This is a genomic window from Streptomyces spiralis, from assembly GCF_014654675.1.
Taxonomy (GTDB): Bacteria; Actinomycetota; Actinomycetes; order Streptomycetales; family Streptomycetaceae; genus Streptomyces; species Streptomyces spiralis.
The window spans coordinates 199,292-218,333 of sequence record NZ_BNBC01000007.1; the positions used below are offsets into that span (position 1 = coordinate 199,292).

21 protein-coding genes are annotated in these 19,042 nt (G+C 71.4%); 13 read left to right on the forward strand and 8 right to left on the reverse strand.

All coding sequences use genetic code 11. From position 1 onward, the window contains the following. Positions 1 to 10 precede the first annotated feature (10 nt). Together IE318_RS10570 and IE318_RS10575 are read right to left on the reverse strand one after the other, a co-directional pair. Positions 11 to 277, reverse strand: a complete 267-nt coding sequence (locus tag IE318_RS10570; protein ID WP_189898923.1) for a protealysin inhibitor emfourin — start codon at positions 275 to 277, stop codon at positions 11 to 13. A gap of 21 nt (positions 278 to 298) precedes the next feature. Further along, positions 299 to 1,369, reverse strand: a complete 1,071-nt coding sequence (locus IE318_RS10575; protein WP_189898926.1) for a M4 family metallopeptidase — start codon at positions 1,367 to 1,369, stop codon at positions 299 to 301. A gap of 382 nt (positions 1,370 to 1,751) precedes the next feature. Here IE318_RS10575 and leuA point away from each other — a divergent pair, with 382 nt between their 5' ends. The 6 genes from leuA (at position 1,752) to IE318_RS10605 (ending at position 9,079) form a co-directional block, all read left to right on the forward strand. Further along, positions 1,752 to 3,473: a 2-isopropylmalate synthase gene (gene leuA, locus IE318_RS10580; RefSeq protein ID WP_189898928.1), complete on the forward strand. Its 1,722-nt coding sequence runs from the start codon at positions 1,752 to 1,754 to the stop codon at positions 3,471 to 3,473. 193 nt (positions 3,474 to 3,666) lie between these two features. Beyond that, entirely contained in the window at positions 3,667 to 4,365 is a 699-nt protein-coding gene (locus tag IE318_RS10585) for a TerB family tellurite resistance protein (RefSeq protein WP_030173024.1), read from the forward strand. Between the two features lie 198 nt (positions 4,366 to 4,563). Beyond that, on the forward strand, positions 4,564 to 6,636 hold the full coding sequence (locus tag IE318_RS10590) for an MMPL family transporter (protein WP_189898930.1): 2,073 nt from the start codon (positions 4,564 to 4,566) through the stop codon (positions 6,634 to 6,636). A 47-nt stretch (positions 6,637 to 6,683) separates the two neighbouring features. Next, positions 6,684 to 7,910 carry a sensor histidine kinase gene (locus IE318_RS10595; RefSeq protein ID WP_189898932.1) on the forward strand — a complete coding sequence of 409 codons (1,227 nt, stop codon included), beginning with the start codon at positions 6,684 to 6,686 and terminating at the stop codon, positions 7,908 to 7,910. After that, a complete protein-coding gene (locus IE318_RS10600; protein ID WP_189898935.1) occupies positions 7,907 to 8,572 on the forward strand; it encodes a response regulator in 666 nt (221 codons plus the stop codon). Before IE318_RS10595 ends, IE318_RS10600 begins: the two co-directional genes overlap by 4 nt. A gap of 45 nt (positions 8,573 to 8,617) precedes the next feature. Beyond that, a complete protein-coding gene (locus tag IE318_RS10605; protein WP_189898937.1) occupies positions 8,618 to 9,079 on the forward strand; it encodes a protein-tyrosine phosphatase family protein in 462 nt (153 codons plus the stop codon). On the opposite strand, the gene IE318_RS10610 is transcribed toward IE318_RS10605, so the two are convergent. Both IE318_RS10610 and IE318_RS10615 read right to left on the reverse strand, forming a co-directional pair. Then, complete coding sequence (locus tag IE318_RS10610) at positions 9,076 to 9,279, reverse strand: DUF397 domain-containing protein (protein WP_189898939.1); 204 nt, start codon at positions 9,277 to 9,279, stop codon at positions 9,076 to 9,078. The two genes, IE318_RS10605 and IE318_RS10610, sit on opposite strands and share 4 nt — an antisense overlap. Next, positions 9,261 to 10,094: a helix-turn-helix domain-containing protein gene (locus IE318_RS10615; protein ID WP_030173041.1), complete on the reverse strand. Its 834-nt coding sequence runs from the start codon at positions 10,092 to 10,094 to the stop codon at positions 9,261 to 9,263. The genes IE318_RS10610 and IE318_RS10615 overlap by 19 nt, the downstream gene beginning before the upstream one ends. A 119-nt stretch (positions 10,095 to 10,213) precedes the next feature. Here IE318_RS10615 and IE318_RS10620 point away from each other — a divergent pair, with 119 nt between their 5' ends. The 6 genes from IE318_RS10620 to IE318_RS10645 all read left to right on the forward strand — a co-directional run bounded on the left by IE318_RS10620 (position 10,214) and on the right by IE318_RS10645 (position 14,218). Further along, positions 10,214 to 10,429, forward strand: coding sequence for a hypothetical protein (locus IE318_RS10620; protein WP_229903431.1), 216 nt, complete (start codon positions 10,214 to 10,216; stop codon positions 10,427 to 10,429). A 5-nt stretch (positions 10,430 to 10,434) separates the two neighbouring features. After that, positions 10,435 to 10,650 (forward strand): hypothetical protein, encoded by a 216-nt coding sequence (locus IE318_RS10625; RefSeq protein ID WP_189899020.1) that lies wholly within the window; start codon positions 10,435 to 10,437, stop codon positions 10,648 to 10,650. Between the two features lie 70 nt (positions 10,651 to 10,720). Next, a complete protein-coding gene (locus IE318_RS10630) occupies positions 10,721 to 11,971 on the forward strand; it encodes an ATP-binding protein (protein WP_189898941.1) in 1,251 nt (416 codons plus the stop codon). A gap of 57 nt (positions 11,972 to 12,028) precedes the next feature. Then, entirely contained in the window at positions 12,029 to 12,775 is a 747-nt protein-coding gene (gene recO, locus IE318_RS10635) for a DNA repair protein RecO (RefSeq protein ID WP_030173053.1), read from the forward strand. Between the two features lie 45 nt (positions 12,776 to 12,820). Beyond that, positions 12,821 to 13,660 carry an isoprenyl transferase gene (locus IE318_RS10640; protein ID WP_189898944.1) on the forward strand — a complete coding sequence of 280 codons (840 nt, stop codon included), beginning with the start codon at positions 12,821 to 12,823 and terminating at the stop codon, positions 13,658 to 13,660. A gap of 24 nt (positions 13,661 to 13,684) precedes the next feature. Continuing rightward, positions 13,685 to 14,218 carry a YcxB family protein gene (locus IE318_RS10645; RefSeq protein WP_189898946.1) on the forward strand — a complete coding sequence of 178 codons (534 nt, stop codon included), beginning with the start codon at positions 13,685 to 13,687 and terminating at the stop codon, positions 14,216 to 14,218. Between the two features lie 6 nt (positions 14,219 to 14,224). Here the strand turns inward: IE318_RS10645 and IE318_RS10650 are convergent, their stop codons facing one another. The 4 genes from IE318_RS10650 to IE318_RS10665 form a co-directional block, all read right to left on the reverse strand. Then, positions 14,225 to 14,641 carry a Fur family transcriptional regulator gene (locus tag IE318_RS10650; RefSeq protein ID WP_189898948.1) on the reverse strand — a complete coding sequence of 139 codons (417 nt, stop codon included), beginning with the start codon at positions 14,639 to 14,641 and terminating at the stop codon, positions 14,225 to 14,227. A 72-nt stretch (positions 14,642 to 14,713) separates the two neighbouring features. Then, positions 14,714 to 15,616, reverse strand: coding sequence for a metal ABC transporter permease (locus IE318_RS10655; protein WP_189898950.1), 903 nt, complete (start codon positions 15,614 to 15,616; stop codon positions 14,714 to 14,716). Then, the gene (locus IE318_RS10660) at positions 15,616 to 16,431 is read right to left on the reverse strand and encodes a metal ABC transporter ATP-binding protein (protein WP_189898952.1); all 816 of its coding nucleotides are present in this window, start codon (positions 16,429 to 16,431) and stop codon (positions 15,616 to 15,618) included. The genes IE318_RS10655 and IE318_RS10660 overlap by 1 nt, the downstream gene beginning before the upstream one ends. Before the next feature lie 32 nt (positions 16,432 to 16,463). Next, positions 16,464 to 17,420 (reverse strand): metal ABC transporter substrate-binding protein, encoded by a 957-nt coding sequence (locus IE318_RS10665; RefSeq protein WP_189898954.1) that lies wholly within the window; start codon positions 17,418 to 17,420, stop codon positions 16,464 to 16,466. A 183-nt stretch (positions 17,421 to 17,603) separates the two neighbouring features. On the opposite strand from IE318_RS10665, the gene IE318_RS10670 reads away from it, so the two are divergent. Then, positions 17,604 to 18,986 carry a glycine--tRNA ligase gene (locus tag IE318_RS10670; RefSeq protein WP_030173073.1) on the forward strand — a complete coding sequence of 461 codons (1,383 nt, stop codon included), beginning with the start codon at positions 17,604 to 17,606 and terminating at the stop codon, positions 18,984 to 18,986. Positions 18,987 to 19,042 lie beyond the last annotated feature (56 nt).

Below are 19,042 nucleotides of genomic sequence, written 5' to 3' on the forward strand. Positions count from 1 at the left end.
CCCGCCGGATTCACGCGCCTTCCTTCAGCACCCGGGTGATCAGCTTCCGCTCCGCGTCGGTGAGCCGGGGGTCGGCGGCGTACACCGTCGTGCCGTCCACCGTGATCTGGTAGCTGAAGCCGTCCGGCACCCCGACCGGTGGCGTGCCCCGGCCGGCGGCCAGTGCCTGCTCGGCCAGGGCATGCCACTCCTGGGCGTCCGCGCGCCCCGCGGTGTCCACCTCGGCGAACCGTTCGATGCCCGCGAACCCGCCCGTGCGCCTCACCTGAATACGCATGAGTCCGTGTCTAGTACGGAATCACAGCGTCCGCACCCCGACCTGCTCCCACGCCTTCTGCACGGCCTGGAGCTCGTCGCCGGCGCCGTACCGTTCCCGGGCGGCCTTCACGGTGAGCGTGGCGAAGTCCGCGAAGAGGGCGTCGTCCCTGAGTTCGCCGCCGGTCAGCACGTCGTACCAGATCTGCCCCGCCTTCTCCCAGGCGTGGCCGCCGAGCGCGGTGGCGGTCAGGTAGAAGGCGTGGTTGGGGATGCCGGAGTTGATGTGCACGCCGCCGTTGTCGCTGCTGGTGCGGACGTAGTCCTCCATGGTCGACGGCTGCGGGTCCTTGCCGAGCACATCGTCGTCGTAGGCCGTGCCGGGCGCCTTCATGGAGCGCAGCGCGGTGCCGGTGACGCTCGGGGCGAGCAGGCCCGCGCCGATCAGCCAGTCGGCCTCGGCGGCGGTCTGGCCGAGCGTGTACTGCTTGATCAGCGAGCCGAAGACGTCGGACACCGACTCGTTGAGCGCCCCGGACTGGCCGAAGTACTCCAGGTTGGCGGTGTGCTGGGTGACGCCGTGGGTCAGCTCGTGGCCGATGACGTCGACCGGGATGGTGAAGTCGAGGAAGATCTCGCCGTCGCCGTCGCCGAACACCATCTGCTCGCCGTTCCAGAAGGCGTTGTTGTACTTCTCGTCGTAGTGCACGGTCGCGTCCAGCGGCAGGCCCGCGCCGTCGATGGAGTCGCGGGCGTACGCCTTCAGATACAGCTCGAAGGTGGCGCCGAGGCCGGAGTAGGCGCGGTTGACGGTGGCGTCGCCGCTGGGCTTCTGGCCCTCGCCGCGCACCTTGCGGCCGGGCAGGTCGGTGCCGTGGTGAGCGTCGTAGATCGTGCGGTGCGGCTGCTCGGCCTGCTTTCCGGCGGGCGGAGCGACGGCGGGCGCGCCGACGACGGTGGTCAGCCGGCGGCGGGTGCGCTCCATGGCGTCGCGCTCCAGGCTGCGGCGCGCCGGTCCGGAGAGCGCGGGATCCTCGTTGCGGGCGAGGCGGTCGAGGATGTGCGGCGGCACGATGGTGCAGAAGACGGGCTCGAGGCCCCCGTTGGTCGTCATGCCTCGCACCATTGCACTGTGTTATTCCGCTGTCACCACCCGCAACCATGATTGGTGAAATATCGGGGCAAGGGGACCGGCGCCCCGTCACGTAGTGGTAGTGAGCGTCGCGCAGTGTGACCCCAAAGTGGCCTCATGGTGAGATGGCACACTTTTTGTCCCTTTTCTCCCGTCGGTTTCGCATACTGGAACACGCCCGCGCGGTCGGCGCGGCTCGGCTAGGCTGCGGAGCATCATGCTTTTCGGGCTGCTTCTCCTTAGCTGCCGCGGCGAGGGCCTGTAGTCGTAGGCCGACCCCCTCCCCGCGGAGTTTGGCGTTGCGCCGTCGGCCGCCCTTTCCGGCACCGCATCGACCGCGGACCAACCGAGGAGCCCACGCAACATGGCCAACCGCCAGCAGCCCAGCCCCATGCCGATCCACAAGTACGGCCGCTACGAGCAGGTCGACATCTCCGACCGCACCTGGCCGAACCAGCGGATCACCACCGCCCCCCGCTGGCTCTCCACCGACCTGCGCGACGGCAACCAGGCCCTGATCGACCCGATGTCGCCCGCCCGCAAGCGCGCGATGTTCGATCTGCTGGTCAAGCTGGGCTACAAGGAGATCGAGGTCGGCTTCCCGGCCTCCGGGCAGACCGACTACGACTTCGTGCGCTCCATCATCGAGGAGGAGGGCGCGATCCCGGACGACGTCACGATCTCCGTACTGACCCAGGCCCGCGAGGACCTGATCGAGCGGACCGTGGAGTCCCTGAAGGGCGCCAAGCGGGCCAACGTCCACCTGTACAACGCCACCGCCCCGGTCTTCCGCCGGGTCGTCTTCCGCGGCTCCAAGGACGACATCAAGCAGATCGCCGTCGACGGCACCCGTCTGGTGATGGAGTACGCCGAGAAGCTGCTGGGCCCGGAGACGGAGTTCGGCTACCAGTACTCGCCGGAGATCTTCACCGACACCGAGCTGGACTTCGCCCTGGAGGTCTGCGAGGCGGTCATGGACGTCTACCAGCCGGGCCCGGGCCGCGAGATCATCCTCAACCTGCCCGCCACGGTGGAGCGTTCGACCCCGTCCACGCACGCGGACCGCTTCGAGTGGATGCACCGCAACCTGTCGCGCCGCGAGTACGTCTGCCTGTCCGTCCACCCGCACAACGACCGCGGCACGGCCGTGGCGGCGGCCGAGCTGGCGGTCATGGCCGGCGCCGACCGCGTCGAGGGCTGCCTGTTCGGGCAGGGCGAGCGCACCGGCAACGTCGACCTGGTCACCCTGGGCATGAACCTGTTCTCGCAGGGCGTCGACCCGCAGATCGACTTCTCCGACATCGACGAGATCCGTCGCACGTGGGAGTACTGCAACCAGATGGAGGTCCACCCGCGCCACCCGTACGTGGGCGACCTGGTCTACACGTCCTTCTCCGGCTCCCACCAGGACGCCATCAAGAAGGGCTTCGACGCCATGGAGGCCGACGCCAGGGCCAAGGGCGTCACCGTCGACGACATCGAGTGGGCGGTGCCGTACCTGCCCATCGACCCCAAGGACGTCGGCCGCTCCTACGAGGCCGTCATCCGCGTCAACTCCCAGTCCGGCAAGGGCGGTATCTCCTACGTCCTGAAGAACGACCACAAGCTGGACCTGCCGCGCCGGATGCAGATCGAGTTCTCCAAGATCATCCAGGCGAAGACCGACGCCGAGGGCGGCGAGATCACGCCGAAGGAGATCTGGAACGTCTTCCGGGACGAGTACCTGCCCAACCCGGACAACCCCTGGGGCCGCATCCAGGTCAGGACCGGCCAGTCGACCACGGACACCGACGGCGTGGACACGCTGACCGTCGAGGCGACGGTCGACGGCCAGGACACCGTCCTGACCGGTTCCGGCAACGGCCCGATCTCGGCCTTCTTCGACGCCCTGCAGTCCATCGGCATCGACGTACGCCTGCTGGACTACCAGGAGCACACGATGAGCGAGGGCGCCTCCGCGCAGGCCGCCTCCTACATCGAATGCGCGATCGACGACAAGGTCCTGTGGGGCATCGGCATCGATGCGAACACGACACGTGCGTCTCTGAAGGCGGTCGTCTCGGCCGTCAACCGCGCCACGCGCTGACCCCGCCGACCGGCGCTGACCGGCACTTTCCGGGGCCCCGGCCGTCTTTCGAGGCGACCGGGGCCCCTTTTTTCACGGTCGTTTACCGGCCAGGTCACGAACAGGTCTCGTCCGGGGTACTGACTCAGCCTCACCAATGTGGCTAACATCACGCCCACGCGGCGATGTTGCCGCGTGGTTACGGAGGTGCGACGTGCTGCCAGTACGGGGACGAAACGGCCGTGCCGCCGGGCTTGCCCGGATGCTGGGCACCCGTATCTCGTGGACACCCGTCGGCGACGGCGAGTTCTTCTGCCCCGGCTGCGGCGGCGACCGCAACTACCAGCGTCTGAGCGGCCGACGGCGCTTCACCGTCCTCGGTGTGCCCCTGCTGCCGCGCGGAGCGACCGGGCCCGTGGTGGAGTGCGCGGCCTGCGGCGGGCACTTCGGCACCGACACCCTCGACCACCCGACCACCTCCCGCTTCTCCGCGATGCTCCGCGACGCCGTGCACACCGTCGCCCTCGCGGTGCTCTCCGCGGGCGGCACCTCCTCCCGTACGGCACTGGAGACCGCCGCGGTCGCCGTGCGCGCGGCCGGTTTCGCCGAGTGCACCGAGGAGCAGCTGGCCGCCCTGGTCGAGGCGCTGGCCGCGGACACCGGCCGGGTGTACGAGGGCGAGCCGAGCGTGGCGGGCCTGGCCATAGAGCTTCACGAGGCCCTGGACCCGCTGGCCCCGCACCTCGCCGCCGCCGGACGCGAGTCGATCCTCCTCCAGGCCGCCCGCATCGCCCTGGCCGACGGCCCCTACACCCCTGCCGAACGCGACACCCTCGCCACCGTCGGCGCGGCCCTGACCATCTGCGCGGACGACGTGACCAGGCTGCTCGCGGCGGCGCGCACGCCGTCCTGACGCCCACCGCGTCCCGCCCGCACGCCCTGTGGCGCCTCCCGGGCTACTCTCCGCGCTACTCCCCGGGGAGTAGTCCGGCCGCCCGGTCACCCCGCGCAGTACGCCCGAACTCGCCCTCCGGCGCGACGAAACGCGCCCTCCGCGCCGGGAGTCTGGAGACCGCATCCAGACAGCCGCGCCGGAGGGAGGGCCCGTTTCATGAGGGCCGCAGAAACGACACGTACGCGACGACGCGCCATCCCCTGGCTGCTGCTCGCGCTGTGGATCGGCGTGCTCGCGGTCGTCGCGCCGTTCGCGTCGAAACTCGGCGACGTGCAGCACGACCGGGTCACCGACTACCTGCCCGCGAGCGCCGACTCCACCCAGGTCGCGAAGATCCAGGACCGGCTGCCGGGCGGCCAGACGACGGAACTGGTCCTCGTCTACCACCGCGACTCCGGCCTGACGGCCGCGGACCGGGCGACGGCGGCACGGCAGGTGGCGACCATCGGCCGGCAGCACGCCCTGACGGGGACACCGCAGCCCGTTCCGTCCAAGGACGGCACGACCGTGATGTACCCGGTCACCAGCAACGAGCCCGGCGCCGACGAGAAGAAGCGCGACGCCCTCGTCGACGACGTCCGCGGCGTCGCCCACGACCAGGACGGAATGACCGTGCAGGTCGGCGGCCCGAGCGCGATGGCCACCGACGCCGCCGACGTCTACCAGTCCCTCGGCGGACCGCTGCTCTACACCACCGTCGCCGTCGTCGCCGTCCTGCTGATCCTCATCTACCGCAGCCCGATGCTGTGGCTGGTCCCGCTGGTCGTGGCCGGGGTCGGCGACTTCCTGTCCACGGGCGTGGCCTACGGCCTCAACCAGGCCTTCGGCACCACCGTCTCCGGACAGAGCACCGGCATCATGACCGTCCTCGTCTTCGGCGCCGGCACCGACTACGCCCTGCTGCTCGTCTCCCGCTACCGCGAGGAACTGCGGCGCCACGAGCGGCCGTACGACGCCATGCGCGCCGCCCTGCGCGGCTGCGGGCCCGCCGTTCTCGCCTCCTCCGGCACGGTCGCCGCGGGCCTGCTGTGCCTGCTCGCCGCCGACCTCAACTCCAGCCGCGGCATGGGGCCGTTGGGTACGGTCGGCGTGCTGTGCGCGCTGGTCGCGATGCTGACGCTGCTGCCCGCGCTGCTCGTCCTGCTGGGCCGCCGGGTGTTCTGGCCGCTCGTGCCCGCCTACGGCAGCACCCCCAAGGCGCGCCGGTCGCTGTTCGCGGCGATGGGCAGCTCCGCCGGGCGCCGCCCGCTGACCGTCCTCGCCTCCGGCGCCGTCCTGCTCGGCGCCCTCGCCCTCGGCACCCTCAACCTGCCCGGCACGATCAAGCAGCAGGACGCCTTCGTCGACAAGCCGGAGTCGGTCGCCGCCCTGGAGACCCTCGCCAAGGCCTACCCCGAGCGGTCCGCCCAGCCCATCGACGTCATCACCCCGGCCGACCGGGCCGACGCCACCCTGGCCACCGTCCGCGCCGCGCACGGCGTCGCGAACGCCCAGCCGGGCCGTACCGGCGGCGGCTGGACCGAGATTTCCGTGATCGCCTCCGCCCCGCCCCAGTCCGCGGCCGAGACCGCCACCATCAAGGAACTGCGGCACGAGCTGCCCGGCTCCTATGTCGGCGGGCCCAGCGCCCAGCAGATCGACCTGAAGGACACCAACGCCCGCGACCGGCTCGTCGTCATCCCGATCGTCCTGGTCTCCGTCCTGCTGATCCTGATCGCCCTGCTGCGCTCCCTCGTCGCGCCGCTGATCCTGGTGGCCGCCGTCATCGCGGTCTGGGGCGCCGCGCTCGGCATCGGCGGACTGGTGTTCGGTCCGCTGTTCGGCTTCGAGGGCACCGACCCCGGACTCGGACTGCTGTCCTTCGTGTTCCTCGTCGCCCTCGGCGTCGACTACGGCATCTTCCTCATGCACCGCATGCGGGAGGAGTCGCTGAAGGGCGCGGAACCGTCCGCGGCCGCGCTGACCGCGCTGCGGACGACGGGCGGCGTCATCGCCTCCGCCGGGCTCGTCCTGGCCGCCACCTTCGCCGTGCTGACGAACATGGGGCTCGTCCAGCTCGTCGAACTCGGCTTCGTCATCGCCGTCGGGGTGCTGCTGGACACCTTCCTCGTCCGCACCTACCTGGTGACCAGCGCGAGCGTGGCACTCGGCCGGAAGGTCTGGTGGCCGGGCCCGCTGTCGCGGACCCCGGAACCGGCACCGCCCGAGCGCCAGCCGGAGCCGGTGTGAGCCGCCGGGCGCCCCTCCCTCCCGGAGGGGCGCCCGCCTGTCGGAAGATGAACCCCGTGCAACCAACCATGACAGCGGAGCGGCCCCGCCCGGGCGAACGGATCATGGCGGCGATCAACCGCGACCCCCGGACCGCGCCGCACGGCACCCGCAACGACGCGCTGCTGGCCGCGGGGCTCGCCGCGGTGGCCGTGTGCCTGGGACTGTTCGGCGACGCCGGCCGGCGGCCGGACGCGCTCGGCTGGGCGCTGCTGCTGGGCGCCCATGTGCCGCTGGTGTGGCGGCGGCGCAGGCCGCTGCTGGTGCTGGCGGCGATGGTGGCGCTGATCATGCCGTACCACGCCATGGACAACAACCACTTCGCGCCCACCCCGGCCGCGTACGTGGCGCTCTACACGATCGCGGTCACCAGCCGCCCGCTGCGCACGATCCTGACCGGCGTCATCGTCGTCACGTTCGCCACGAGCGTGATGCTCACCGTCAACACCCACCAGGCCGTGGAACTGCTGCGGGTCTCCGGCTGGATCATCGCCGTGCTCTTCTTCGGCGTCGACGTCCGCTACTACCGGCAGTACGTCGCCTCCATCGTCGAGCGCGCCGAACGCGCCGAACGCACCCGCGAGGAGGAGGCCCGCCGCCGTGTCGCGGAGGAACGCCTCCGCATCGCCCGCGACCTGCACGACCTGCTCGCCCACAGCATCACCCTCATCGGCGTCCAGACCTCCGTGGCCGCGCACGTCCTCGCCGCCGACCCCGGGCGCCTGGACCGCGCCGCCGTCGCCGAGGCCCTCGACGACATCGCGGAGACCTGCCGGACGGCGCGCGGCGAGCTGCGCACGACGCTGGAGGTGCTGCGGGAGGGCGCCCCCGAGGCGCGCGGCCCGCTCCCCGCGCTGCACGGCGTCGCCGACCTGGCGCAGACCGCCCGGCTGGCCGGGGCGAAGGTGGAGCTGTCCGTGCGGGCCGACGACGTCCCGCCCGCCGTCGGCGCCGCCGCGTACCGCATCGTGCAGGAGGCGCTCACGAACGCCGTACGGCACGCCGGTCCCGAACCGGCCGTCGGCGTCGACCTGCGCACCGAGGACGGCGCACTGCGGCTGTCGGTCACCGACGACGGCACCGGGGCCGCGCCCGGGACCGGCGCCGGCGCCGGCTTCGGGCTCGTCGGCATGCGGGAGCGGGCCCGCAGCGTGGGCGGAACGCTGGACGCGGGTCCCCGGTCCGGCGGGGGCTTCGAGGTGACGGCCCTACTGCCCCTGGAGGGAGGCCGGTGAGCGCCGTCCGCGTGCTGCTCGCGGACGACCAGACCCTGGTCAGGGCCGCCTTCGCCATGCTCGTCGAGTCGGCCGGGGACATGGAGGTCGTCGGGCAGGCCGGCACCGGGCGCGAGGCCGTCGCGCTGGCCCGCAGCGCCCGCGCCGACCTCGTGGTGATGGACATCCGCATGCCCGACCTCGACGGGATCGAGGCCACCCGGCTGATCGCCGCCGACGAGGACCTGGCCGGTGTGAAGGTGCTCGTCCTGACCACCTACGACACCGACGAGCACATCGTGGAGGCGCTGCGCGCCGGCGCCTCCGGCTTCCTGGTCAAGGACACCCGCCCGGCCGACCTCCTCGACGCGATCCGCACGGTGGCCGCGGGCGAGGCCCTGCTCTCGCCGGGCCCCACGGCCCGACTGATCGCCCGCTTCCTGCGCAGCCCGGCCGCCCCCGTCACAGGCGGCCCCGACTGCCTCTCCGACCGCGAGCGCGAGGTCCTGACCCTGGTCGCCCGGGGCCTGACCAACACCGAGATCGGCGAGGCGCTCGGCGTCAGCCCGCTCACCGCGAAGACCCATGTCAGCCGGATCATGGGCAAGCTGGGCGCGCGGGACCGGGCACAACTGGTCATCGTGGCCTACGAGTCGGGGCTGGTGTCTCCGGGCAGCATGTGAGTGATCCGGTTGCGGGCCGCCCGGGGCCCGGGTACGAATGGCCGGATGACGAGCGGGGAAGTGCGGTGGGAAGAGGGGCAGCCGGGCGTACTGCGGCTGCCCTCGGGACGGCTGGTACGCGGCCGGGGCCTGCGCCGCCCCCTCGACCCCGGGGCGCCGAGCCCGACGTACGGCGTCTACCTCCTCGGCAAGCGGCCGCCCGAGGTCCTCTGGGAGTCCCACTGGCTGCGCTGGCCCGATTTCCGGCTCCCCGCGGACCGTACGGCGGCCCGCGCGGCCTTCGTCGAGGCCTGGGAACGGTCCGCCGCCGAACGCGTCGAGTTCGCCTGCGCGGGCGGCCGTGGCCGCACGGGCACGGCCCTGGCCTGCCTGGCGGTCCTGGACGGCGTACCGCCGGACGACGCGGTCGCGTACGTCCGTGGGCACTACGACCGGCACGCGGTGGAGACGCCGTGGCAGAAGCGGTACGTACGGAACTTCGCGCCGCTGGGGGCGGTGTCCCGCTAGAGGCGGGCCGCCCCGACGGCGCCCACGAACGCGGCCCAGGCCCCGGCCCGCACCACCAGCACGGCTCCGTCCGGAACCTTGCTGTCCCGGACGGGCACGACACCGGGGACTCCGTCGGCGACCTCGACGCAGTCGCCGCCGTTGCCGTCGCTGTAAGTGCTCTTCCGCCAGCGGGCGTGAGTCAGGTCGTACTCGCGCATCGTCTGAAGTCCTCCGCCGCCGACTCGATCAGGGGCAGGGACGCCTGTGGCGACAGTGCGGCGGCCCTGATCTGATCGTATGCCGCGTGGGCACGCTTGACCACGGCCGGGTTATCCAGCAGGTTGCCCGAATACACCGCTTCTGTATAGGCGGTTGGCGGGGCGTCATCGAACTCCATGAGCTTCAAGGACCCCGTCATGATCGGGTACGGACCTGCCGCGTACGGGAGCACTTGCACCACCACCGTCCGCTCCCGTGTCAGCCGCGCGATGTGGTCCAGTTGTTCCGCCATGCCCTCCGGTCCGCCGACCGGGATCCGTAGCACGTTCTCGTGCAGGACGACCCAGTACAACGGGCGAGTGGCGTCCTTGAGGATGCGGGCGCGGTCCATGCGGCCGGACACCTTCTCCTCGATGTACTCGTCCACGGCGAACGGGTTCGTCGCGACGGTGACCGCCCACGCGTATGCCCTCGTCTGTAGCAGTCCCGGAACCAGCGCGGGTGCGAACTCGTAGATCTCCGTCGCCAGCGACTCCAGTTCCGCCGCTTTCGCGAAGTACTCCGCATACCGAGGATCATCGATCAGCTTCCTGCACAGCCGCTCGAAAATACCGTCGGTTTGCAGTACCTCGTCGATCCGCTGGGCCACGTCCAACTGCGGCTTTCTGATCGCCTGTTCGAACTGGCCGATATAGCCGCCGGAGACGAAAACCCGCGCTCCCAGTTCCACCTGCGTCAGATCGGCGTTCTCCCGGCGTCGCTTCAGCTCCGCGCCGAAGAACTCCCAGACCGCCTGACGTGAACCGTTGGCCATTACCAACCCCCTTGCCCTGCCCGGCCGTTGTAGGGCCCGAAACCCTTCCGACTTTAGTGGCAGAACGTCACCTTGGAGCTACGAAACGTGAAGTCGGACAAGCGAAAGGGAAGTGAACAGTGGCAGCAAGGCACTCGGTGCACTCGGCGGTCTGTGTTCAGGAGGCGGAGGAAACCGTCGCGGAATTGCGGGCCGTACTCGAAAAGGCGGGAATCGCGCTGCCCTCGCTGGGGCTCGATCCGGCCGGGCTCGCCCGCGAGTCGCCGTGCCCGCTCGTCGAACTGGGGCGCTGCTCGGTGGAGACCGCCGCCCGGCTCGCCGCGGTGCTGCGGTGAACGCCGTGCGGCCGCCGGTCGGTTCGTACGCGATGGACACCGGCACGGGCAGGGTCGGCGTCGTCATGGCGCACGAAGGACCGTACGTACAGCTGCGCCCCCTCGGCGGTGGCAAGGAGTGGGACTGCCCGCCGGAGCGGGTGCGGGCCGCGACCCCGGCGGAGCGGCTCAGCGCCGCCACGGCGCACGCCAACGCCCGCAGCCGCGGCGAGGTGCCGTGACCGCCCCCCTGCACCACCCCTCGCCAGGGGTTTGGCCGGTTCGGGGGGCGGGGGAGCATACTGGGGCCGTATGACTGGTGCAAATCCGGCCACTGCCCCGGTACGGCGGTGGCCGCCGCGGCCGGACAGCGTTCCGGCAGCGCGGCAGTTCGTTCGGAGTTCCCTGGCCGGCACCCCGCCCGACGTGGTGGACGAGGCGGAGCTGCTGGTGAGTGAGCTGGTGACCAACGCGGTGCTGCACGCACACACCGAGGTCGAGGTGCGGGCCTGGGCCCGCGCGGGCCGGGTGCACGTGCGGGTGCGGGACCAGGAGCCGCACCTCGCGCCGGCGCCCCGCGAGCGGGGCCTGGACGCGTGCACCGGCCGGGGGCTGCAGCTGGTGGAGGACCTCGCCGCAGGTTTCGGCGTGGAGTGCGACAAGTGCGGCAAGACGGTCTGGTTCGAGCTGTGGCCCGAGGCGCCGGAGACCCCGCCGGTGGCGGACTGGGGCGATGCCCGGCCGCCGACCGGGCCGACCGTCCCGGTGCTGCTGGCGGATCTGCCGGTGGTGCTGTACGGGGCGGCGCAGCGCCACCAGGAGGCGCTGCTGCGCGAGTGCCTGCTCGCCGGCCTCGCCGGGCAGCGGCCGCATCTGCCGCCGGCGGACGTGCGCGCCGCCCAGGGTGCTCAGCAGGGGCTCGACGCCGGTGTGGCGGCCGCGCTCGGGCCGGAGCCCGAGCCGGTCGGCACGGTGCGGGTGGCGCTGCCGCGGGAGGCCGGCCCCGCCGTGCCTCTGCTGCGCCGGGTACTGGAGCAGGCCGACGCGGCGGCCGCCGACGGGCGGCTGCTGACCCGGCCGGCCCTGCCGGAGATCCGGCGGGTGTCCGACTGGCTGCTGGACGAGGTCGCCGCCCAGCTCGACGGCGCGTCCCCCACGCCATGGACCGAGGTGGCCGAGGAGACCGAGGCCGATCCCGCGGCACTGGCTCCGTGGGACGCCACCGACCTGCACGCCGCCGATGTGCCGTGCGTGGCCGCCGACGACGGCAACCGGATCCTCGCGGTGAACCGGGCCGCGGCCGACCTGATCGGCTGGGACGCGGACGCCCTGACCGGGCGGCGGCTCACCGTCCTGATCCCGCCCGAGTACCGAGAGCGCCATCTCGCGGGCTTCACCTCCCTGCTGCTCACCGGGGAGTCCCGCATCCTCGGCCGCCCGGTGCCGGTCGAGGCACTGCACCACGACGGCCACAGGGTCCCGGTCCGCCTGCTCATCCGCGCCCAGGAGGCGCGCGGCGGCCGCACCGTCTTCGTCGCGGAGCTCACCCCTGCCGAGCGGTGAGCCGCACCTGGCGAGGAGTGGGCCCCGGCGCCCGGCGCATGGGCGAGAATGAGGGACATGAGTCTGTTCCGCGACGACGGCATCGTGCTGCGCACCCAGAAGCTGGGCGAGGCGGACCGGATCATCACGCTGCTCACGCGCGGGCACGGGCGGGTGCGGGCCGTGGCCCGCGGGGTGCGGCGCACCAAGTCGAAGTTCGGGGCGCGGCTGGAGCCGTTCTCGCACGTCGACGTGCAGTTCTTCGCGCGGGGCAGTGAACTGATCGGGCGCGGGCTGCCGCTGTGCACGCAGAGCGAGACGATCGCTCCCTACGGTGGCGGAATCGTCACCGACTACGCCCGCTACACCGCCGGCACGGCCATGCTGGAGACCGCCGAGCGGTTCACCGACCACGAGGGCGAGCCGGCCGTGCAGCAGTACCTGCTGCTCGTGGGCGCCCTGCGCACCCTCGCCCGCGGGGAGCACGCCCCGCACCTGGTGCTCGACGCGTTCCTGCTGCGCTCGCTCGCCGTCAACGGCTACGCGCCCAGCTTCGGCGACTGCGCCAGATGCGGGATGCCCGGACCCAACCGGTTCTTCTCGGTGGCCTCCGGCGGCTCGGTCTGCGCCGACTGCCGGGTGCCCGGCAGCGTCGTACCGTCGCCGCAGACCCTGGTACTGCTGGGCGCGCTGCTTACGGGAGACTGGGAGACGGCGGACGCGTGCGAGGCGCGCCACGTCCGCGAGGGCAGCGGACTGGTTTCCGCCTATCTGCACTGGCATCTGGAGCGCGGGCTGCGCTCCCTGCGGTACGTAGAGAAGTAAGCAGAGAAACAAGCACGGCACGGCACGGTCGAGGAGAGAAGCAACATGGTCGTACGCGGGATCCTGGGGCGCCAGCGGCGCGAGTACAGGGCGCCGGAGCCGCACCCGTCCGGTGCGCGTGCGCCCAAGCTCCCCGGCGAGCTGGTGCCGAACCACGTGGCCATCGTCATGGACGGCAACGGGCGGTGGGCCAAGGAGCGGGGCCTGCCCCGGACCGAAGGGCACAAGGTGGGTGCCGAGCGGGTGCTCGACGTCCTCCAGGGCTCGATCGAGATCGGCGTCCGGAACATCTCCCTCTACGCCTTCTCCACCGAGAACTGGAAGCGCTCGCCGGACGAGGTCCGCTTCCTGATGAACTTCAACCGCGACTTCATCCGCAAGACCCGCGACCAGCTCGACGACCTCGGCGTGCGGGTGCGGTGGGTGGGCCGTATGCCCAGGCTGTGGAAGTCGGTCGCGAAGGAGTTGCAGGTCGCGCAGGAGCAGACCAAGGGCAACGACCTGCTCACGCTGTACTTCTGCATGAACTACGGTGGGCGCGCCGAGATCGCCGACGCGGCGAAGGCGATGGCGGAGGACGTGCGGGCGGGACGCCTCGACCCGTCCAAGGTCAGCGAGAAGACGATCCAGAGGTACCTGTACTACCCGGACATGCCGGACGTGGACCTCTTCCTGCGGCCGAGCGGCGAGCAGCGCACCTCCAACTACCTGCTCTGGCAGAGCGCGTACGCCGAGATGGTCTTCCAGGACGTGCTGTGGCCGGACTTCGACCGGCGGGACCTGTGGCGGGCGTGCGTCGAATTCGCCTCCCGCGACCGGCGGTTCGGCGGCGCGATCCCGAACGAGGAGCTGCTGGCCATGGAGGGCCGCACCGAGGAGGACTGATCACCGGCGGTACGATCCCGCCTCATGGTCATGGACATGGGGCGGGAGGCCGTCCGGGAGACGGTTGAGCTGACGTACCGGCACGAGGTGCGGGACTTCGCGTCCGCGGTGCGGGCGCGCCGGAAGGTCAGCAGGTCGGCCGGGCTGATGACGGGGGCGATGGGACTGGGGTTCGTCGCGTTTGCGCTGATCTCCGCGGCCGGACTGGCCGCCGGGCGGGTGGACGCGTTCGCGTTGATCCTCATGTGCTACTTCGGTGTCGGGCTCCCTTTGATACCCCAGTTGCAGGCGCGCAGTCTGGCCCGGATGGCCGACCTGATCGGGCCGTGCCGTGCGACGGTGACGGACGCCGGCGTGACGATCCGTGCGGAGCACACCACGGTCCTGCACGGCTGGGGCGCCCGGCCGGTGTACCGGGAGACCCCTGAGGTGTTCGCCTTGTTCAGCGGTGACCGCAATGCGCGCTGTCTGACCCTGCTGCCCAAGAGCGGGCTGGCCGATCCGGCGGACGCCGACCGGCTGCGGGCGATCCTGGACCGCCATCTGACCCGCGTCTAGGAAACGTCAGCTGCTTTCGGCGGCGCAGTCCGCGCAGGTGCCGAAGATCTCCACCGTGTGGGCGACGTTGACGTAGCCGTGTTCCGCGGCGATCGACTCCGCCCACTTCTCCACCGCCGGGCCCTCGACCTCGACGGCCTTGCCGCAGACGCGGCAGACCAGGTGGTGGTGGTGTTCGCCGGTGGAGCAGCGGCGGTAGACGGACTCGCCGTCGGAGGTGCGCAGGACGTCGACCTCGCCGGCGTCGGCGAGGGACTGGAGGGTGCGGTAGACCGTGGTCAGGCCGACCGAGTCGCCCTTGTGCTTGAGCATGTCGTGGAGCTCCTGCGCGCTGCGGAACTCGTCGACCTCGTCCAGGGCCGCCGCCACGGCTGCCCGCTGCCGGGTCGCGCGGCCCTTCACGGGCGGTCCAGCGGTCGTCACCGGTTGCCTCCTTCTGCTGGCGCGCACATGTGCGTCTGCCCGGGCCATTGTGCCAGCCCGGGCAGTGCGGGGTCAGACGCCGACCTCGTCCCCGGCCCCCCGGCTGGCCGGAATCGCGCACTCCGCCGGGTCCCCGACGGGACGTGCCGCAGCCAGTGCCCGGGCGCGGCGCCGGGCCAGCGGTGTGGCGAGCGCGGTGAGCACGATGAAGGCCGCGATGGTCAGCAGCACGATCGTCGCACCGGGCGGCACGTCCTGGTAGTACGACGTGACCGTGCCGCCGATGGTGACGCTCACCCCGATGGCGACGGCGATCGCGAACGTCGCGGCGAAGCTGCGGCTGAGCTGCTGGGCCGCCGCGACCGGGACGACCATCAGCGCCGAGACCAGCAGCAGGCCGACCACCCGCATCGCGACCGTCACCGTCACCGCCGCCGTCACCGCCGTCAGCAGGTTCAGGGCGCGCACCGGCAGCCCCGTCACCCGGGCGAACTCCTCGTCCTGGCTGACCGCGAACAGCTGGCGGCGCAGCCCCAGGGTGACCAGCACGACGAAGGCGGCCAGCAGGCAGATCGCCACGACGTCCGACTGCGAGACCGTCGAGAGGGAGCCGAAGAGATACGACGTGAGGTTGGCGTTGGAGCCGCCGGGGGCGAGGTTGATGAACATGACGCCGCCCGCCATGCCGCCGTAGAAGAGCATGGCGAGGGCGATGTCGCCGCGGGTGCGGCCGTACCAGCGGATCAGCTCCATCAGGACGGCGCCCAGCACGGACACCAGCGTCGCCATCCACACCGGGGACGTGGACAGCAGGAAGCCGAGGCCGACGCCCGTCATCGCGACGTGGCCGATGCCGTCGCCCATCAGGGCCTGGCGGCGCTGGACGAGGTAGATGCCGACGGCCGGCGCGGTGATGCCGACCAGGACGGCGGCCAGCAGCGCCCGCTGCATGAAGGCGTAGTTCAACAGGTCCATCAGCTCAGCAGTCCCGTGCGGATCGGATCGGCGCCCGTGGCGTCGTGCGGGTGTACATGGTCGTGGCCGGGGAGGGCGTGCTGGCCGACCGCCTTCGGCGGCGGGCCGTCGTGCAGGACGCAGCCGTCGCGCAGGACCACCGCCCGGTCGATCAGCGGCTCCAGCGGGCCGAGTTCGTGCAGCACCAGCAGGACCGTCGCGCCCTGGGCGACCTGCTCCTGAAGCGTGCGGGCCAGCACCTCCTGGCTGGCCAGGTCCACGCCCGCCATCGGCTCGTCCATGATCAGCAGCTCGGGGTCGGCGGCGAGCGCGCGGGCGATCAGCACCCGCTGGTGCTGGCCGCCGGACAGGGCGTTCACCGAGTCCTTGGCCCGGTCCGCCATGCCGACCAGCTCCAGGGCCCGGTGCACGGCCGCCCGGTCGGCCCTGCGGAAGACGCCGAAGCGGGTACGGGAGAGCCGTCCGGACGACACGATCTCGGTGACCGTCGCGGGGACTCCGCCGGCGGCCGTGGTGCGCTGCGGTACGTAGCCGACGCGCGCCCAGTCGCGGAAGCGGTGCCGGGGGGTGCCGAAGAGCTCGATCTCGCCGGCGCTCACCGGCACCTGGCCGATGACGCTGCGCACGGCCGTGGACTTGCCGGAGCCGTTCGCGCCGAGCAGGGCGACGACCTCGCCGCGGCGCACGGTGAGGTCGATGCCCCGCAGGACGGGGCGCGAGCCGAGTTCGGCGGTCACCCGGCGCATCGCCACGACGGGCTCGGCCCTGACACCGCTCGTGACACCGCTCGTGACATCGCTCGTGTCATCGCCCATGACGTCGTCCTCCGTGCCGGTCACTTGGCTGGTCACTTCGCACCCAGGGCCTGCTGAAGGGCCTTGAGGTTGGCCTCCTGGACCGAGAAGTAGTCGGTGCCCCGGGACTTCTTCGTGATGCCTTCGATCGGGTCGAGGACGTCCGTCTTCAGGCCCGCGTCCGTGGCGATGGTCTTCGCGGTCCTGCCGCTGACGAGCGTCTCGTAGAAGACGGTGGTGACGCCGTCGGCCTTGGCCATCGTCTCCAGGTCCTTGACCCGGGCGGCGCTGGGCTCGGACTCCGGGTCGAGGCCGTTGATGGCCTCCTCGGTCAGGCCGTAGCGCTCGGCGAGGTAGCCGAAGGCGGCGTGGGTGGTGATGAAGACCTTGGTCCTGGTGTGCGCGAGGCCGTCCTCGAACCGGGTGTTCAGCTCGTCGAGCTGCTTGACCAGGGCCGCGGTGTTCTTCCGGTAGTCGGCCGCGTGGTCCGGGTCGCCCTTCTCGAACGCCTTGCCGACGCCCTCGGCGAGCTGGGCGTAACGCACCGGGTCGAGCCAGACGTGCGGGTCCTTGCCGCCGGTCTCCTCGCCCTCGTGGGTGTCGTGCGCGGCGGCGTGGCCGCCGACCTCGTTGCCGTGCTCCTCCAGAGTGGTCAGTGAGGCGGCGTCGATCTTCGTCCTGATCTCCGACTGGGCGACGGCGTCGTCCACGGAGGGCTGCAGGCCCTTGAGGTAGAGCACGGCGTCGGACTCCTGGAGCTGCGCGGTCTGCCGGGCGCTGATCTCCAGGTCGTGCGGCTCCTGGCCGGGCTGGGTGAGACTGGTGACGTGGACGTGGTCGCCGCCGATCCGCTCGGCGAGGAAGGCCATCGGATAGAACGACGCGACGACGTCGTACTTGTCCGTGTTGCCCGCCGCGGAGCTGGAGGAGCAGGCGGAGAGGGCTCCGAGACCGAGGGCGGTGGCCGCCGCGACCGCGGTCCCCGATATGAGGCGTCGTCGTACGTTCATGACAGTCATTTTCAACTAACATGGAAACCGTTGTCAACAAGCCCCGGTGGGAGGCCGTGAAGGACCCGAACAGCGCCCTTACCCGGCACCGATTTGATTGAGGGGGAGCCCCCGCCGGTACCCTGAAGCATTCGCTGTGAAGCGCCTCGCTTCGTCGCCCGTCGTCGTAATGAAGAGAGCACCGTGGCCGCCGACAAGATCGACACCATCGTCAGCCTGAGCAAGCGCCGTGGCTTCGTATTCCCCTGCAGTGAGATCTACGGCGGCCAGCGCGCCGCCTGGGACTACGGGCCGCTGGGTGTCGAGCTCAAGGAGAACCTCAAGCGCCAGTGGTGGCGCTACATGGTGACGTCGCGCGAGGACGTGGTCGGTATCGACTCGTCCGTGATCCTGGCCCCCGAGGTCTGGGTCGCCTCCGGTCACGTCGCCACCTTCACGGACCCGCTGACCGAGTGCACCGCCTGCCACAAGCGGTTCCGCGCGGACCACCTGGAGGAGGCGTACGAGGCCAAGCACGGCCGTGTGCCGGAGAACGGCCTCGCGGACGTCAACTGCCCCAACTGCGGCAACAAGGGCCAGTTCACCGAGCCCAAGCAGTTCTCGGGCCTGCTCTCCACCCACCTCGGCCCGACCCAGGACACCGGCTCCGTCGCCTACCTGCGCCCCGAGACCGCCCAGGGCATCTTCACCAACTTCGCCCAGGTGCAGACCGCTTCGCGCAAGAAGCCGCCGTTCGGCATCGCGCAGATGGGCAAGTCCTTCCGCAACGAGATCACGCCCGGCAACTTCATCTTCCGCACCCGCGAGTTCGAGCAGATGGAGATGGAGTTCTTCGTCAAGCCGGGCGAGGACGAGAAGTGGCAGGAGTACTGGATGGAGCAGCGCTGGAACTGGTACACCGGCCTGGGCCTGCGCGAGGAGAACATGCGGTGGTACGAGCACCCGAAGGAGAAGCTCTCCCACTACTCCAAGCGCACCGCTGACATCGAGTACCGCTTCCAGTTCGGCGGCAACGAGTGGGGCGAGCTGGAGGGCGTCGCCAACCGCACCGACTACGACCTCACCGCGCACTCCAAGGCCTCCGGCCAGGACCTCGTCTACTTCGACCAGGAGGCCGGCGAGCGCTGGACGCCGTACGTCATCGAGCCCGCGGCCGGTGTCGGCCGCGCGATGCTGGCGTTCCTGCTGGACGCCTACGTCGAGGACGAGGCGCCCAACGCCAAGGGCAAGATGGAGAAGCGCACGGTGCTGCGCCTGGACCACCGTCTGGCCCCGGTGAAGGTCGCGGTGCTGCCGCTGTCCCGGAACCCGGAGCTGTCCCCGAAGGCCAAGGGCCTGGCCCAGACCCTGCGCCAGCACTGGAACATCGAGTTCGACGACGCGGGCGCCATCGGCCGCCGCTACCGCCGCCAGGACGAGATCGGCACGCCGTACTGCGTGACGGTCGACTTCGACACGCTGGACGACAACGCGGTGACGGTGCGTGAGCGCGACTCGATGAAGCAGGAGCGGGTGTCGCTGGACCAGATCGAGGGGTACCTGGCTGGGCGGCTGGTCGGCTGCTAGGCGCTGCGCTGGGCTGGGCGGGTGGGTGCTTTGCCCCCCCCCCCCCCCCCCCCCGG

Bases quoted from the DNA above. Each gene is read 5' to 3' on its own strand.
- IE318_RS10595 (WP_189898932.1), top strand. From the start codon at position 6,684: ATGAACCCCGTGCAACCAACCATGACAGCGGAGCGGCCCCGCCCGGGC.
- IE318_RS10615 (WP_030173041.1), bottom strand. From the start codon at position 10,094: ATGGCCAACGGTTCACGTCAGGCGGTCTGGGAGTTCTTCGGCGCGGAG.
- IE318_RS10640 (WP_189898944.1), top strand. From the start codon at position 12,821: ATGGTCGTACGCGGGATCCTGGGGCGCCAGCGGCGCGAGTACAGGGCG.
- IE318_RS10660 (WP_189898952.1), bottom strand. From the start codon at position 16,431: ATGGGCGATGACACGAGCGATGTCACGAGCGGTGTCACGAGCGGTGTC.
- IE318_RS10590 (WP_189898930.1), top strand. From the start codon at position 4,564: ATGAGGGCCGCAGAAACGACACGTACGCGACGACGCGCCATCCCCTGG.
- recO (WP_030173053.1), top strand. From the start codon at position 12,029: ATGAGTCTGTTCCGCGACGACGGCATCGTGCTGCGCACCCAGAAGCTG.
- IE318_RS10645 (WP_189898946.1), top strand. From the start codon at position 13,685: ATGGTCATGGACATGGGGCGGGAGGCCGTCCGGGAGACGGTTGAGCTG.
- IE318_RS10630 (WP_189898941.1), top strand. From the start codon at position 10,721: ATGACTGGTGCAAATCCGGCCACTGCCCCGGTACGGCGGTGGCCGCCG.
- IE318_RS10575 (WP_189898926.1), bottom strand. From the start codon at position 1,369: ATGACGACCAACGGGGGCCTCGAGCCCGTCTTCTGCACCATCGTGCCG.
- IE318_RS10655 (WP_189898950.1), bottom strand. From the start codon at position 15,616: ATGGACCTGTTGAACTACGCCTTCATGCAGCGGGCGCTGCTGGCCGCC.
- IE318_RS10665 (WP_189898954.1), bottom strand. From the start codon at position 17,420: ATGAACGTACGACGACGCCTCATATCGGGGACCGCGGTCGCGGCGGCC.
- IE318_RS10605 (WP_189898937.1), top strand. From the start codon at position 8,618: ATGACGAGCGGGGAAGTGCGGTGGGAAGAGGGGCAGCCGGGCGTACTG.
- leuA (WP_189898928.1), top strand. From the start codon at position 1,752: ATGGCCAACCGCCAGCAGCCCAGCCCCATGCCGATCCACAAGTACGGC.
- IE318_RS10570 (WP_189898923.1), bottom strand. From the start codon at position 277: ATGCGTATTCAGGTGAGGCGCACGGGCGGGTTCGCGGGCATCGAACGG.
- IE318_RS10610 (WP_189898939.1), bottom strand. From the start codon at position 9,279: ATGCGCGAGTACGACCTGACTCACGCCCGCTGGCGGAAGAGCACTTAC.